Here is a 15,860-nt window from a genome sequence, read left to right on the forward strand (position 1 = left end):
TTCAAAAAAAGGGAATGTCAGATGACACTCCCTTAATTTCTTATTAAAATAGTAATCTTCACTTATATTTAGAAGTATCTATTTTTTAAAAAATGCTTTTTTCCCAACGGTCTCAGTGATTCTTGGAAACAAGGTATAAAACTTACTCACCATATTCATCCAGGCGGGCAGATTGACTTCCCGTTTATTAGTTAGCATGGCAGCAACGATTTTGGCTGCTACATCCTCAGGCTTAAGCATGAATTTCTTAATGCCCTTCATATATGTCCCGGATTCATCCGCTATAGTAAAAAAGTTGGTTTCGATTGGCCCAGGATTAACGGTGGTCACATGAATGTTGTCTTCCATCAATTCAAGCCGGAGAGCATTCGAATAACCAAGCACCGCGAATTTAGTGGCTGAATAAAGTGTGGACTTAGGTGTTGCAATTTTCCCTGCCTGTGACGCAATATTAATGATGTGGCCCGCTTGTTTGCGCTTCATATGTGGAAGCACAAACTTCGTACAGGCCATCAAGCCGATTACATTGACAGCAAACATCCCTTTACTCTCTTCTAAATCCGTATCAAGGACTTCTTTAAACGTACCGTGCCCGGCATTATTGACCAACACATCCACGGTGCCGACCTGGTCGTGGATGTCAACGAAGACCCTTTCCACTTGTTCTGTATCGGAAACATCCAACTTCCATACAAAAACATCGACCCCGTATTGGCTGGTCAGGCTCTCCTTCAGAGTCTGCAATTTATCCAGGCTCCTTGCCAAAAGAACGAGTCTTGCCCCAAGTCGGGCAGATTGAATCGCAATTTCCTTTCCAATTCCTCCCGAAGCCCCGGTAATGACAATGACTTTCCCGCTTAATTTACTCAATAGATTATCCCCTTAGAAACTGTCGTCGCACTTGAATATAAAATGACACCCGATTGCATTTCCAATTCGATTTCACCCAAATCCTCCAGATAATCCAACTGACCGACCGTTTCCGAGAGTGTCAAGTCGACTTCCTGACGATAAACTTTTGGGAAGAGACGCTGACACACTTCAAATCCCGTTAAAGGTTTTTCTTGGAGCATGCTTTTCACCTGCATGGCCCGATTATGCTGTCGCTCAAATCTATATCGAATCAAATCGGACACTTTCTCTCCATCAATTTCTCCCCCATGTCCTGAATAAACCTTAGAAATCGGAAAGTCTAATAGTTTTTGAAGGGAGGCATTGTATTGAAGCAATGGCCGTTGACGAACGCCACCCACAATCAAGGGTGGCTCCATTAATGGATTAGGCGAAATTCTTGCAAGTAAGTGGTCTCCTGCAATCATTAAGCCGTCACTCTCCCGATAAAAGGAAACATGGCTTTGCGCATGACCAGGAGTCTCGATCACTCGCCATCCTGGAAGGCCCGGAAGTTCGTCACCCTCAGCCAAATGTGCTTGCATGTTCCTTTTACTAAGGAATTGGATTTCTTCTTTGTCATGGGTCAATCTATGTTTCAATTCTTCAGCCACGCCCAATTTCCCTGCAAAGTCTAGAAAGAAAGAATTATGGGTGTCAAGGAACTCATCGCTTAGAGTCAGCCACCGCTGATTGTTTTTATGACCATACACCGGGACTTTCTTATCGAAGAAATCGAGTGCACCAGCATGGTCTGGATGATGATGCGTCAAGATTATTTGTTCAATATCAGATAGTTGCAGCCCTAATTCCCCAAGTCCAGCATTCAGTGCCTCTTTTGATTGTACGGTTTTAACCCCCGTATCAATTAAAGTTAAGGCATCTCCTTTAACTATGTAAACATTTACATCGCCCACTGCAAACGGCGTCGGCAGAGAAAGCTTTGCGATATCCCCATTCCAATTCACCATGTCTATTTCCACCTTAATATTATATTTAAATAAGCTTATATATCCGTAAAATTTGGTATTTCCTTATTTTATTAGAAAACTGTGTATGTAATCACTATTTTACATATAATCCTGAACATTGTCATTATTTTCACATAATTAACGACTATATTTTAAGGCTCAGCATATATTACTATTGACAGAGTACTCATGCATCCTTCATAATCACAAGTAATTAAAGACGGCACGGCTATGATTGAGGCCAAGTAAATAATGGATGGCGTAAAGAGAGTGAAGTTCTTAAATGTGCTGAAAAGCTTCACCGTCCTCTCTATTATTGAACCTACCTTATGAGCCTTCAGTAAAACTGACGTTCATCCCACGTTAGCGGATTCAAGTGCAACTTCCTTTTTATTTTGTAGGAGTTGAACAAAGGTGGTACCACGGAAGCCAGACCTTTCGTCCTTTATTGGATGAGGGGTCTTTTTTATTTTATTTGGGAAAACTGACCGTTACTAGTATGCATTAAAGGAGTGAGTGAAATGAAAAAAATAGCTTTTATCGGGGCTGGATCAATGGCCGAAGCAATCATTTCCGGTTTGGTCACTCAGCAAGTAATAAACCCGGCTGACATTTTTGTGACCAACAAAAAAAATGATGAACGATTCACTTATCTAACAGAACAATATGGGATTACCCCAACACGGTCTCTTCCGCAACTACTAGAGAATGCAAACATAGTAGTACTTGCAGTAAAGCCAAAAGATATTTTAACCACGATACAATCCATAAAGGAATACATCCGGGAAGATATGCTGTTCATTTCCGTTGTGGCAGGGGTCCATACGGCAAGCCTTGAAGGGATTGCAGCCAAACCGGTCGCCATCGTAAGGGCTATGCCTAATACATCGGCAGCCGTTGGAAAGTCAGCCACTGCCCTATCGGCCAATGCACATACAACTGAATCGCAATTGCAGACGGCCATCACACTTTTCGAAACGGTGGGCTCAGTTGCCATTGTCGAAGAAACACAGCTTGATGCCGTAACGGGCTTATCCGGAAGCGGTCCCGCTTATATTTATTATTTGGTCGAGGCTCTGGAAAGATCCGCGGAATCCATTGGCCTTGATGCCGTAACAGCAAAGCAATTAATCCTTCAGACTTTAACCGGTGCAGCTGAGATGCTGCAGAAATCGCCAAAAACACCAGCGGTACTGCGAAAAGAAGTCACTTCACCGGGAGGGACAACGGAAGCTGGCCTGAAAGCACTTCAAGCCCATCATGTACAAGAAGCATTTATCTCCTGTGTTCAAGAAGCCACCGAACAATCCAAGCGGATGGGAAATCAAATCAGTAAAGAGCTGGCTAAATATGTAGTTCCCCAATAACAACAAGTAAACAGGCTGTTGATTCCCAACTGGGAGTTAACAGCCTATTGTGTCTAAATGGCCATGACTAAGATAATGAAGAGAAGCTGTCATCCATCCTTCAAGATTAACCCATATTTCAAATCGAATATTTCTAAAATCCCCTTCCCGCTTATCCAGCTTACTTGGCAAATATGTTTTTCCCTCCGAAATGATTGAATTACGTCGGGAAGAACACCCACTGGAAATACGACGGTACCGGTAAATAAAATCGACATGGCAGCAAAAACAGGTAGGAAATCCACTATCTTTGGCGAATCAGTACTTGTTTTGTCAACGGCAAAGGAATCGCTTCTTTTATCTAGAATTCTACAACCAAAAGGAGGGGAATCTAGATGAATACAAGTGCAGTTGCCAAGTTATTGAACGTTTCTCATAGTACCATTCAACGCTGGGTTACCCAATTGAACATGGAAGTAGAACGGAATCAGCTAGGTCATTACCAGTTTTCGGAGGAAGATATTGACTTATTGAGGAAAATCCAAGACCAGCTGAACGAGGGAGTGGTCTTACAAAAGGTGAGCATTTCAGAAAAGAAGACCAGAAAGGCCACTGTTAAACAACCTATTGAGTCGGAAAAAGGACAAGATCACCTAAACGAAAGAGTCTCCAGGCTCGAAAAAAGTCTGAAAACAAAAGCGGATGACGTTGTTTCCTATCAACTATTACAGCATAGAAGTGAAATGGAAGACATGCATAAGCTCGTCACTAAACTTGAAGCCCGTATTGAAGCATTAGAAGCGGCCACCATTCCACCAGCAGATTTTTATCTCGCTACCGAAGAAGCTGCCGCCGCTAAAAAAACAAAGAAAAAGTCCTTCATGAGAAACTTTTTTGGAACCAAAAAAGATGACAATTCTCCTTGGAGCACAGCTGATAGCGATTAAGCAGGAGGACCTTGAATTCTCTCCGAACGTCCACTGTCCTCTGCAGTCAACCCGTTCTCTTGGCCTTCCGTAAGGCGAGACTCAGTCACTCGATAGTAAACCCTTCCGATTCCGCCGAAAAAAGAGGCCTCGGTCCAAGGTCATTCACCTTGAGCGCTAGGCCTCTTTCACTTTATATCAACACCGCACGGTCATTTAGCATTTTTTCACCCTTGATACGCTGGAATTCATTCAAGAGCTTATCAACAGTCAGTGCCTGTTTTCTCGGGCCTCTTGCCTCGAAAATGATTTGGCCTTTATCCATCATGATTAAAGAATCACCAAGATCGATGGCCTGCTGCATATTGTGAGTCACCATCAATGTAGTTAACCGGTTCTTTTCAACAATTTCCTTCGTCAGGCTTGTAACAAGCTCTGCCCTGGATGGATCGAGAGCAGCTGTATGTTCATCGAGAAGCAGGATTTTCGGATCGGTGAAGGTCGCCATCAATAACGATAATGCCTGACGCTCCCCTCCCGATAATAACCCCACTTTTGCATTCATCCGATTTTCCAATCCTAAATGGAGTGTACTCAGGCTATCGTTAAAAAGCTCTTTCCGTCTTTTCGTTACCCCAAAGCCAAGACCCCTTCGATTCGTCCTGCCATACGCGATGGCCATATTTTCTTCAATGGTCATGTGCGGGGCCGTTCCGAGCATGGGGTCCTGGAAAACCCGCCCAATCATTTTCGCCCGCTTATGTTCTTCAATCGATGATACATTTTGGCCATCAATGATGACATCACCAGCATCGGGAAGGGTCTTACCGGAAATCATATTCATCAACGTGGACTTCCCAGCACCATTACTGCCAATGACCGTTACAAATTCACCCTTTGACAGCTGTAAATCCAGATTGCCAAGGGCAAGCTTTTCATCCGGAGTCCCTTCATTGAAGACCTTATAAATCTGATTTAGCTGCAGCAAATTCCTCTTCCCCCTTTGTAGGCTCGATACGGTGCAGTTGCAATTCTTTGAGTCTTTTTTTCTTACGACCTTTTTCTTTTTGTTTTTCGGAAATTTGCGGGATGACTAAGGCACCGATTACAATAAGCGCAGTGATTAATTTCACATCACCCGTATCAAGGAATTTTACACGTAGCGCCAATGTAACGACGATACGATATATGATGGCTCCCCCAATGACAGCTAGCGTGGCGCGTACAATCGTTTTTGCGCCAAATAACGCTTCCCCGATGATGACGGAGGCCAGACCGATTACGATGATCCCGATTCCCATCCCAATATCGCTAAAACCATTGTACTGGGCAACTAAAGCACCAGAGAAAGCAACTAGGGCATTCCCGATGGCAAGGCCTAATATCTTCATATTCCCTGTATGAGCCGAAAAACTCTTGACCATCGCTTCATTGTCACCAGTTGCCCGAAGCGCAAGGCCTACATCCGTTTTTAAAAAGGCGGACATCCCCAGTTGAATCATTACTACTACAATAAACATGACAATGAGAATGCCCCATGTTTTTGGCAAACTTTCACCAAGGCCAATGATTGAAAAAATCCCATTAAACATTTGATCCAAACCAGTATGAGACCATGCTTCTGAGATGTTCGTGATAATCGTCGTTTGAGAAAGCAAGGGAATGTTCGAAGCCCCCATGATCCTTAAGTTAATGGAAAAGAGCGCAATCATCATTAAAATACCGGCAAGAAGCGGATTTATCTTCCCTTTTGTATGCAGCAGCCCTGTCATCGTCCCTGCCACAAATCCGGCAAGCATGGCGCAAAACGTGGCCATAATCGGCGAGAAACCATTGACGATCATAATAGCGGCGACAGAAGCTCCTGTCACGAAGCTACCTTCGACCGTCATGTCCGGGAAATCGAGAATTCTGAATGTCAAATAGACTCCAAGTGCCATGATCGCATAGATCATTCCAGATTCAAAAGAGTTAAATATGGCTGTTGGCATTTTTATCTTCCTTCCCTGGAATAACGCAAAAGCTTATTTAACAAACTCAGCATTTGCTTTCCATTCTTCTTTTATTTCAACACCCATTTCCTTTGCAGCTGTTTCATTAATCACCAATTTTAATTTTTGAGGATATTGAACCGCGATATCACCCGGTTTTTTATCATCTTTTAATATTTCTACCGCTTTCTGGCCTGCTTCGTAGCCAATATCATAGTAACTGAAGCCATATGCTGCGAAACCGCCTGCATTCACGGAATCAAGTTCCCCGACAAATAAGGGGATATCCTGGTCATTCGCTACCGAAATCACCGATTCTAACGCTGAAACTACTGTATTATCCGTAATGATATAGAAAGCATCCGCTTTTCCAATCAACGATTCCGTTGCCTGCTTAACTTCGGCTGAAGTCGAGACGGATGCTTCCACGACTTTCAAGCCCGCTTTTTTTGCCTCCGCTTTCACATTTTTAATTTGAACGACTGAATTTTGTTCGCCCGTATTGTAAACCGTCCCTATTGTTTTCGCTCCAAGCTCTTCTGCCAGGAACTTCATGGAATTTTTGATGGCATCCGGATGAGAATCGGTCGTACCTGTCACATTTCCACCTGGTTTCTCCATGGACGTAACAAGTTCCGCAGCTACTGGATCAGTTACAGAAGTGAAGACGATTGGAATATCTTTAGTCGCATTCAATGAACTTAAAGCGCTTGGCGTCGAGTTAGCAAAAATCAAATCCACTTTATCCCCGACAAAGTTATTCGCTATCGTCTGGCTGTTGTTTTGATCGCCCTGAGCAATTTGGAGATCATATTTTGCTTTAATGTCACTATCCTTCAAAGCAGCCTGAAACCCTTCATATGCTTGATCCAAAGAATCATGCTGAACGATTTGTGTCACTCCGACTTTGAAAGCATCCTTATCACTTTCGTTTTTTGCCGAGTCTTTCTCGTTTTCATTTCCACACCCTGCAAGTAAAATTCCAGTAATCAAGGTCAAGGCTGCCGTTGAATATAATCTCTTTTTCATAATGTTCCTCCGCTTTTCTCTTTTTTTAAAATTCTGTCTCTCTAACGAAGTCAACTTTTCCGCTTTTATGTACTAAATTATAATCGTTTACTGCCACTATTCCAATGTATTTTTTAAATTTTTAGAATTTTACGATTACTCTTATGAAGTAATAAAAAAGCTACTGTATAAAGTTGTATAAACTTTATACAGTAGCTTGCTCTTCTTAATTATCGACGACCTGGTTTACGATAGTGGTAACCGTTGACCGATCGATTTTTTCTTTTCCTTCTTTTAACGCCTTCAAAGTAGCTTTAGCCAATTCCAAAGGAATTTTACAGAAATGGACAATATCCTTTGTCTCGATGTCTTCAATGTACCTATCCGCCAATTCAAGATTATATTCTGTATGGCTCAGCATCTCTTTGAAGCCCCATCCATTCGGATAAAAATTCACGCCGCGTTCTGCATCTTCTTCACGGTTCCGTAGGATGTTGACCGTTTGAAGGCCCTGTCCAAATGCAATGGCAAGATTGCGATCCGTATCTGTTCCATCATACCATTTCCAAATATCAGAGAGCATCACCCCAACTAAACCAGCGACATAATAGGTATACTCATCAAGCTCTTCCTTATCATGTATTTGCCAATTCTTCGAAACCCACTTCGCCATGCCTTCAGCCATTTCCTTGGTAGACTCAAGGACCTTACCAAGCACACCTGGAGGACAATAATCCATCCAATCTCCAAGTTGCAAGGTCACTTCCGGAAGCACATCCTTATATGGTTCAAAAACAGCCTGGATGTCCTCTTTACGATAATCGGTTTTCAATAGGCTGCTAACAGCCTGCAATAGGGCGATTTTATCTTCGGCACCTAGATTCGGGTGGTCTTCAATTTCATCAATGGCCCGCATGCAAAGATATGCCGAACCAATGGCTTCCTGTAATCCTGATGGCAAGTAACTAATAGGGATAAAAAAAGTACGACTTGTTTTCAAAAGAAAATCCATCGCCTTGTTATGTAAATTATTTTGTTCAGTCATTTTTTCACCCTCCTTATATCCAATAAGCAATTGAACTATTATACCAAATAATCGTAATGATTTCCCTATTCTTGTACATATAAAGGGATTTTAATCGACAATAAATCTTCTGCCATGGTTGTATTCGAAAGGATTGCACTGCTTTCCTCTTTTAACCGTTCTGCATCCTCAAGAGTATAGCGTGAGGAGATATGTGTTAAAACAAGGTGCTTAACCCCCGCTTTTTTGGCAGTTTCAGCCGCTTGTATAGTAGTTGAATGGAAATAGGCCGTTGCCAATTCCGTTTCTTCCGCAGAAAAGGTTGCTTCATGGATGAGATAATCAGCTGAGTCGGCAAGGACGAGGGCATTGTCGCAAACCCTAGTATCACCAAGTATCGTAATAATTCTGCCCTTCTGTGGTGCACTAAGATAGTCTTTCCCATTAATGGTCCGGCCATCTTCAAGACGGACCGATTCCCCATTTTTCAATGCTTTATAAAGGGGACCCGGTGGCACTCCTTGTTTACGCAACTGGTCAACCAGTAAACTCCCCTGCCGATCTTTTTCCACGATTCGGTAACCGACACTATAAATGCCATGATCAAGTTCCAGGGCCGTCACGGTAAACTGGTCATCTTCGAATATGACGCCTTCCTCAATTTCAATGATTTCCAATGGATATTTCAAATGAGTGGCACTCACTTGTAAACTCGTCGTGATATAAGCATCAATGCCTTTTGGGCCGTACACCGTCAATTTTTCGACTCCACCCTGAAAAGACCTGCTGCTTAAAAGACCAGGAAGACCAAAGATGTGGTCACCATGCAAATGCGTTATGAAAATCTTTTCAATTTTACGTGGTTTAACCGCCGTTTTTAAAATTTGATGCTGTGTCGCTTCCCCGCAATCAAAAAGCCATACTTTTCCCCGTTCTTCTAATAATTGAAGGGCGATTGCCGTCACATTACGCGCCTTTGCCGGAACACCAGCACCCGTTCCTAAAAAAACAAAATCCACATTCCTACCTCCGTTGCAAAAACTTTATACCTTACTATAGCATAACAGAGGCCCTGATTCATTTTTCAACTTTTAAAATTCAGTCTCTTTGAAGATTTTAATGAAATTACGAAAAAATGCGCAAATAGATTGCTTTGAGGGAAAGCTAACCGTAAAATTAAGAATTAGTACATATCCAACTTTAAGACAGAAATTACAGAAAGTTGAGGTTCTAACATGACAGAAAATAAACCTACAGCATTAATCATGATTTTTGGCGCTACCGGAGATTTAGCGAAACGAAAGCTGTTTCCTTCGATATATCGACTATTCCAAAAGGAAAAAATCAATAAATTCGCAGTGGTGGGTGTCGCCAGAAGGCCATTAACCAATACTGAGTTTCAAGCAAGTGTAAAAGACTCCATCCTGACATTTGGACATGAGGAGGAAAAGGTCGATGAATTCGTTTCCCATTTCCACTATCATTCACATGATGTAACTAGTTCAGAGTCCTATTTACAATTAAAGCAGGTTGCTGATAATTTAGACGACCAGTATGATCTGGAAGGCAATCGTATCTTTTATTTAGCGATGGCACCGGAGTTTTTCGGAACCATTGCCGAACAGGTAAAAGCCCAAGGCTTGACCGATACCAAGGGTTACAAACGCCTTGTCATCGAAAAGCCATTTGGGCACAGTTTTGAAACAGCACAAATCTTGAATGAGCAAATACGTACCGCATTTGCTGAAGATGAAATTTATCGAATCGACCATTACCTGGGCAAAGAAATGGTACAAAACATTGAAGTCATCCGTTTTTCCAATGCCTTATTCGAACCACTATGGAATAACCGTTATATTTCCAACATCCAAGTTACTTCAAGTGAAACACTTGGTGTCGAGGAACGTGGGCGTTATTATGAAACGAGTGGCGCCTTACGGGACATGGTCCAAAACCATTTATTGCAAATGGTCGCCCTGCTTGCCATGGAACCTCCGATTGCCTTGACTACAGAAGAAGTCCGCAGCGAAAAGGTCCGAGCATTACGGTCACTCCGACAAATGAAAGTGGACGAAGTCAAAGAATATTTCGTCCGTGGTCAATATGGCTCAGGTACGGTAGGGGAACAAACACTCCCTGCTTATCGTGATGAATTGAATGTCGATCCTGAATCTAATACAGAAACCTATGTTGCGGGTAAATTGATGATTGATAACTTCCGCTGGGCGGGTGTTCCTTTTTATATCCGTACTGGTAAAAGAATGGATGTAAAATCAACGAAGATCGTTGTTCAATTTAAAGACATTCCAATGAATCTCTATTACAAAACCGAAGAAACCTTGCAACCAAACCTTCTTGTCATCCATATCCAACCTGAAGAGGGTATTTCCCTTTACTTAAATGTGAAGAAATCGGGAACGACGATGAATACGAAGCCAGTGAAGTTGACGGTTTCCAACAAAGGAATCGAACATATCAATTCACCTGAAGCTTACGAAAAGCTTTTATTTGATAGCATGCGTGGAGATGCCACAAACTTTACACATTGGGATGAGGTCGCACTTTCTTGGAAATTTGTCGATACCATTTCGAATGCCTGGGAAAATACGAAAGAAGCCTCTTTCCCCAATTATGAAGCGGGTTCGACAGGACCAAAAGCATCCGATGAGCTTTTAGCAGAAGATGGACATGTTTGGTGGCAAATCGAAAAAGAAAAAAGAAATAATCAGTAAACTAATAAGAGGATGCAGTGAACCTGCATCCTCTTCTCTATTTTATGAGGCACTCTTTTTGATGATTTTCTCTCGAATGGCATGGATAAAATCCTTCGATTCTGAATCTGTTCCATGATTAAGCCAAAAAGTCACACTTGATTCAATAACCACAAAAAATAAAACAAGGGCTACGATCATCCAGATGAAGTGCATCAATTCAACCACTCCTTTTCTTGCTTCACTATACGCTCATCATCCCATACATTTTATACAGGTACATAAACTGTTAAAGATGGTTGCTATAAATCTTACTACTTTCGGCATAAAAAAGAAATATACAAAGTACCCATTTTTTCATTGAGTTCAGTTTATTATTTCATCTCTCCTTTTTCCATATAGCCGAATGATACCGTCCAGCTGTGGTAACAATATAAATGGTGTTCTTTATCTGAATACCACTACTAACCGATGCGGAGGGATTTACGATGGATGTTCGTGAAGGATTAATTCCAACAGCGTTAGGAACTGCCGTAACTGCTGCAGGTTATGCCATGAAGCAGAACCGTGGCTCAAACAAGATGGTCGCTAATACGGTTTTTGGTTTCGGATTGGCACATGTTGTATTAGGGGTCATTGACCTTGTTGAGCATCGACGTTAGTAGAAGAAGGGAGCACACTTGTGCTTCCTTCTTTTTAAGTTGTCGAATAAAAAAACTGGCTAAAATAGAATGTCTATTCCAGCCAGTTTTTTTGATTATTTGTCCATCCATTCAGTGTGGAAGGTACCTTCTTTATCGATCCGTTCATACGTATGTGCTCCAAAGTAATCGCGTTGAGCTTGAATTAAATTGGCCGGAAGCGTTTCTGTACGGTAGCTATCGAAATAAGCGAGTGCAGAAGACAAGCAAGGAACTGGAATGCCGTTCAACACAGCGGTAGAGACCACTTCACGCAAAGCTCCTTGATAATTTTCGGCAATTTCTTGGAAATAAGGATCTAGAAGCAAGTTGTTCAAGTTTGCCTCGCGATCATATGCATCTTTGATTTTTTGCAGGAACTGAGCACGGATGATGCAGCCCCCACGGAAAATCATCGCGATGTCCCCATATTGAAGGTTCCAGTTATTCTCTTCAGATGCAGCCTTCATTTGAGCGAAGCCTTGTGCATACGAACAAATTTTACTCATATAAAGCGCTTTGCGAATGCTTTCAATCAAAGCCTTTTTATCACCGGTAAATTTAGCTTCCGGACCGCTGAGGACCTTGCTTGCTTCTACCCGCTCTTCTTTTATGGCTGAAATGTATCGTGCAAAAACGGATTCCGTTATGATTGGAAGTGGTACACCAAGATCCAGTGCACTTTGGCTCGTCCATTTACCTGTACCTTTTTGGCCAGCTTTATCTAAAATGACATCGACCATGGGCTTACCTGTCTCTTCATCATAGCGTTTGAAAATATCAGCAGTGATTTCAATAAGATAGCTATCCAACTCTCCCTTATTCCATTCAGTGAACACCTCATGAAATTCTTCAGCGGACAGACCCAGAAGATTTTTCAAAAGGAAATAAGATTCCGAAATCAGCTGCATATCACCATACTCAATTCCATTATGCACCATCTTCACATAATGTCCGGCACCACCTGGTCCGATATATGTACAACATGCATCCCCATCAACCTTGGCAGAAATATCCTTCAAGATTGGAGCTACCAAATCATATGCTTCCTTCTGCCCGCTTGGCATGATGGAAGGACCAGTCAGGGCTCCTTCTTCCCCTCCTGAGACACCAGTTCCAATGAAATGAATACCAAGTTCACTCAATTCCTCATTGCGGCGCTGCGTGTCCTTATAGAACGTATTCCCGCCATCAATGACGATGTCCCCTTTTTCAAGAAGCGGCTTAAGTTGATCAATGGTTGCATCCGTAGCGGCACCCGCTTTTACCATCAATAGAATTTTTCTTGGTGTTTGAAGCGAATTCACGAATTCTTCAAGCGTATATGCCGGTACTACATTTTTGCCTTTCGCTTCTTCCATCATTTCGTCCGTCTTTGCAGCGGAACGATTATACACGGAAATTGAATACCCTCTGCTTTCGATATTAAATGCAAGGTTCTTACCCATTACAGCAAGTCCGATAACGCCAATTTCTTGTTTTGTCATGATTACCTTCCCTTCATTTGGATGTATGTCACCTTAGTCCATTTTTACTTTTGGTTCGCTCAAAAAAGTCTTTGCTAAAACTGGTATTCGTACCAATTGACCGTTCTTTCAAAGTAAGGCCCTTTTTAATAATATTTTCTCCATACTTATTTTGCAAGTGTTCCATCACTTCGTATAAAGGTTCTTTGTCAGCATCCTCTTCAAAGGAAAAGATATCGAGTTGTTTGAATGCAGATTCTTTTTCAATGACATCATAAGCCGTTACACCTAACAGGCGAATGGCCTCTCCATTCCAATTCTTCAAAAACAGCTCAGTAGCCCAATCCGAAATATCCGTTTTTTCAAAAAATGGATTGGAAACCATCTTACTTCTTGTAATGGTCCTCCAATCTTTATAACGGATGGTCACTCCAATCTTCTGACCTAGCAAACGTTTATTCTTCAAACGTACTGCAACTTTTTCCGAAAGCTTCTCCAATACCCCGACCAGCTCTCTTTGATTGGTAGTATCCTTAGGCAGGGTTGTCGAGTTCCCAATGCTTTTATGGTCAAAAATGGCCTCTGGATCAACAAGTCGCGAATCCATTCCGTTAGCCCGTTCCTTCAAACGGATGCCATTTATCCCTAGCAACTGTTTTAACTGGGTTTCGTTGGCCTTGGCAAGGTCTCCAATTGTCTGGATACCGATTGTCTGGAGTTTTTCTGCCGTTTTACCCCCAATCCCATGCATCTCCACCACCTGTAAGGGCCAGAGAACCTTGGGAACATCTCTTTTCCTTAGAACCGTGATCCCCATCGGCTTTTTCATATCCGATGCTGTTTTAGCCAAAAATTTATTTGGGGCGATGCCAATGCTACAAGGAAGATCCATTGTATTATATATACGCTCTTGAATACTTTTGGCAATTTCCAAAGGTGAACCCCATTCTGCACACTCACTGATATCCAGATACCCTTCATCGATGGAAACAGGTTCAACTATTTCCGTATACTGCCGCAATACTTCAAATATGGCGAGGGAAGCCTTTCGATATCGCTCAAAATTCGGCTTTTTAATGATTAATTGAGGGCATAGTTTTTTGGCCTGCCAAATGGGCATGGTCGTTTTAACACCATATTTTCTAGCTTCATAACTACAGGTAACGATGATTCCCCTTCTTTCTTCAACATTACCGGCAATTGCTAATGGCTTCCCTTTCAATGATTCATCATAGGACATTTCCACAGATGCATAGAAACTATTCATGTCTACATGGAGAATGACCTTTCCATTTTTAGGATACATATCCTTCATGTGACTGTCACATCCTTGTTGGTACAAATCTCAGGAAATCGGGTCCATATAAACTAAATCTTCTTCATTAAGATACCCCAATCTAACCTTGATAACCATTGAAGTAGTGCTTCATTCTAAGAAAAACAGTCATCATATTACTGATGACTGTACATATATTCCTGTATCCCTTTTATGTCCACTAAAGATGAACGAGTTTTTTTGGATCATTATTAATGTGACAAGTGACTTCCAATATTCGCTACACCCTGCATATATTCGGTTTTTTGGTGGCTAACACGCCAATTTACGATATTCTCGGGAAACTACTTCATCCATCTTCGCGTAATTATTCTGCCGAAACTTCCTGAATGATACTGATGACCATTTCAGCCAACTTTGTCAATTCTTCCACTGGAATTCTTTCATTCGTTGTATGAATGTCTTCATAGCCGACTGCTAGATTAACCGTAGGAATGCCAAATCCAGCAATTACATTTGCATCACTACCGCCGCCGCTTTTCACCAATTCGCATGGACGGCCAATTTTCTCTGCCGCTTTTCTTGCAACTTCGACCACATGGTCACCTGCTCCATATTTAAAGCCTGGATACATGACATTGACTTTCACTTCGGCCCGTCCGCCCATTTCGATGGCAGCAGTCTCGAAAGCTTCTTTCATTCTTGCTACTTGTTTTTCCATTTTTTCAGGAACCAATGATCTTGCTTCTGATAAAATTTCAACATGATCACAAACGATATTCGTTTGTTGTCCACCTTGGAAACGTCCGATATTGGCTGTCGTTTCATCATCAATGCGGCCTAAAGGCATTCTTGAAATGGCTTTGGCAGCAATCGTAATGGCAGAAACCCCTTTTTCAGGAGCTACGCCAGCATGGGCGGTCTTGCCTAAAATGGTTGCAGCTACCTTGGCTTGAGTAGGGGCAGCAACGACGATATTCCCAACTTTACCATCACTGTCAAGAGCAAAGCCGTATTTTGCCGTTACAAGAGAACGATCTAGAGCTTTTGCTCCTACTAACCCTGATTCTTCACCAACGGTAATGATGAACTCAATTGTTCCGTGCTCAATATTCTGCTCCTTAATCACTTTCAACGTTTCTAACATAACAGATAAACCTGCTTTGTCATCTGCCCCTAGAATCGTCGTTCCATCTGACACTATGTATCCATCTTTAATAGACGGTTTGATACCGTTACCTGGTACGACCGTATCCATATGTGATGTGAAATAAATGGTATCTACGCCAGGTTTCGTGCCTTTCAGCGTACAAATTAAATTACCAGCCCCATGACCCGTAACAGACATTGTATCATCTTCAAAAACATCCACGCCAAGTGCCGTGAATTTTTCTTTTAAAACTTTAGCTATCGCTGCTTCATTTTTAGTTTCTGAATCAATTTGCACCAATTCAAAGAATTCACTAACTAACCGTTCTTCATTAATCATCATTTAAACCTCCATAAAAGTAATCCTTTATAAGTATATCTCTAAAGCCGTTACCCGGCAAATAATCCGATAGGAAGATCT

Annotated in this window: 15 protein-coding genes; 4 read left to right on the forward strand and 11 right to left on the reverse strand. The window is 41.9% G+C overall.

Annotated features, from left to right (window positions below):
* Positions 1–78: 78 nt before the first annotated feature.
* The gene (locus ACIQXH_RS01510) at positions 79–870 is read right to left on the reverse strand and encodes an SDR family NAD(P)-dependent oxidoreductase (RefSeq protein ID WP_402869331.1); all 792 of its coding nucleotides are present in this window, start codon (positions 868–870) and stop codon (positions 79–81) included.
* Positions 867–1,862, reverse strand: coding sequence for an MBL fold metallo-hydrolase (locus tag ACIQXH_RS01515; RefSeq protein WP_402869333.1), 996 nt, complete (start codon positions 1,860–1,862; stop codon positions 867–869). The genes ACIQXH_RS01510 and ACIQXH_RS01515 overlap by 4 nt, the downstream gene beginning before the upstream one ends.
* A 521-nt stretch (positions 1,863–2,383) precedes the next feature.
* Between ACIQXH_RS01515 and proC the strand changes: the two genes are divergently transcribed.
* Together proC and ACIQXH_RS01525 are read left to right on the forward strand one after the other, a co-directional pair.
* Positions 2,384–3,229: a pyrroline-5-carboxylate reductase gene (proC, locus tag ACIQXH_RS01520; protein ID WP_403121878.1), complete on the forward strand. Its 846-nt coding sequence runs from the start codon at positions 2,384–2,386 to the stop codon at positions 3,227–3,229.
* A gap of 374 nt (positions 3,230–3,603) precedes the next feature.
* A complete protein-coding gene (locus ACIQXH_RS01525) occupies positions 3,604–4,155 on the forward strand; it encodes a MerR family transcriptional regulator (protein ID WP_402956605.1) in 552 nt (183 codons plus the stop codon).
* A 172-nt stretch (positions 4,156–4,327) separates the two neighbouring features.
* On the opposite strand, the gene ACIQXH_RS01530 is transcribed toward ACIQXH_RS01525, so the two are convergent.
* The 5 genes from ACIQXH_RS01530 to rnz all read right to left on the reverse strand — a co-directional run bounded on the left by ACIQXH_RS01530 (position 4,328) and on the right by rnz (position 9,176).
* A complete protein-coding gene (locus ACIQXH_RS01530) occupies positions 4,328–5,122 on the reverse strand; it encodes an ABC transporter ATP-binding protein (protein ID WP_402869338.1) in 795 nt (264 codons plus the stop codon).
* Positions 5,097–6,125, reverse strand: a complete 1,029-nt coding sequence (locus tag ACIQXH_RS01535) for an ABC transporter permease (RefSeq protein WP_402956603.1) — start codon at positions 6,123–6,125, stop codon at positions 5,097–5,099. Before ACIQXH_RS01535 ends, ACIQXH_RS01530 begins: the two co-directional genes overlap by 26 nt.
* Positions 6,126–6,158: 33 nt before the next feature.
* Complete coding sequence (locus tag ACIQXH_RS01540) at positions 6,159–7,154, reverse strand: ABC transporter substrate-binding protein (protein ID WP_402869342.1); 996 nt, start codon at positions 7,152–7,154, stop codon at positions 6,159–6,161.
* A gap of 205 nt (positions 7,155–7,359) precedes the next feature.
* Positions 7,360–8,178, reverse strand: a complete 819-nt coding sequence (locus ACIQXH_RS01545) for a squalene/phytoene synthase family protein (protein ID WP_402869344.1) — start codon at positions 8,176–8,178, stop codon at positions 7,360–7,362.
* A gap of 65 nt (positions 8,179–8,243) precedes the next feature.
* Complete coding sequence (gene rnz / locus ACIQXH_RS01550; protein ID WP_402869346.1) at positions 8,244–9,176, reverse strand: ribonuclease Z; 933 nt, start codon at positions 9,174–9,176, stop codon at positions 8,244–8,246.
* 216 nt (positions 9,177–9,392) lie between these two features.
* Between rnz and zwf the strand changes: the two genes are divergently transcribed.
* Entirely contained in the window at positions 9,393–10,889 is a 1,497-nt protein-coding gene (gene zwf, locus ACIQXH_RS01555; RefSeq protein WP_403121880.1) for a glucose-6-phosphate dehydrogenase, read from the forward strand.
* A gap of 42 nt (positions 10,890–10,931) precedes the next feature.
* On the opposite strand, the gene ACIQXH_RS01560 is transcribed toward zwf, so the two are convergent.
* Entirely contained in the window at positions 10,932–11,087 is a 156-nt protein-coding gene (locus ACIQXH_RS01560) for a hypothetical protein (protein WP_402986157.1), read from the reverse strand.
* 269 nt (positions 11,088–11,356) lie between these two features.
* On the opposite strand from ACIQXH_RS01560, the gene ACIQXH_RS01565 reads away from it, so the two are divergent.
* Positions 11,357–11,530 carry an asparagine synthase gene (locus ACIQXH_RS01565; protein WP_402956599.1) on the forward strand — a complete coding sequence of 58 codons (174 nt, stop codon included), beginning with the start codon at positions 11,357–11,359 and terminating at the stop codon, positions 11,528–11,530.
* 95 nt (positions 11,531–11,625) lie between these two features.
* On the opposite strand, the gene gndA is transcribed toward ACIQXH_RS01565, so the two are convergent.
* The 3 genes from gndA to ACIQXH_RS01580 all read right to left on the reverse strand — a co-directional run bounded on the left by gndA (position 11,626) and on the right by ACIQXH_RS01580 (position 15,779).
* Positions 11,626–13,035 carry an NADP-dependent phosphogluconate dehydrogenase gene (gene gndA / locus ACIQXH_RS01570; RefSeq protein ID WP_403121882.1) on the reverse strand — a complete coding sequence of 470 codons (1,410 nt, stop codon included), beginning with the start codon at positions 13,033–13,035 and terminating at the stop codon, positions 11,626–11,628.
* A 28-nt stretch (positions 13,036–13,063) separates the two neighbouring features.
* On the reverse strand, positions 13,064–14,329 hold the full coding sequence (locus tag ACIQXH_RS01575) for a DNA polymerase IV (RefSeq protein WP_403121884.1): 1,266 nt from the start codon (positions 14,327–14,329) through the stop codon (positions 13,064–13,066).
* Between the two features lie 328 nt (positions 14,330–14,657).
* The gene (locus ACIQXH_RS01580) at positions 14,658–15,779 is read right to left on the reverse strand and encodes a tripeptidase T (protein ID WP_402956969.1); all 1,122 of its coding nucleotides are present in this window, start codon (positions 15,777–15,779) and stop codon (positions 14,658–14,660) included.
* Positions 15,780–15,860: the final 81 nt, after the last annotated feature.

Origin of the sequence: Peribacillus sp. NPDC097225 (genome assembly GCF_044761955.1) — a bacterium.
Lineage (GTDB): Bacteria > Bacillota > Bacilli > Bacillales > DSM-1321 > Peribacillus.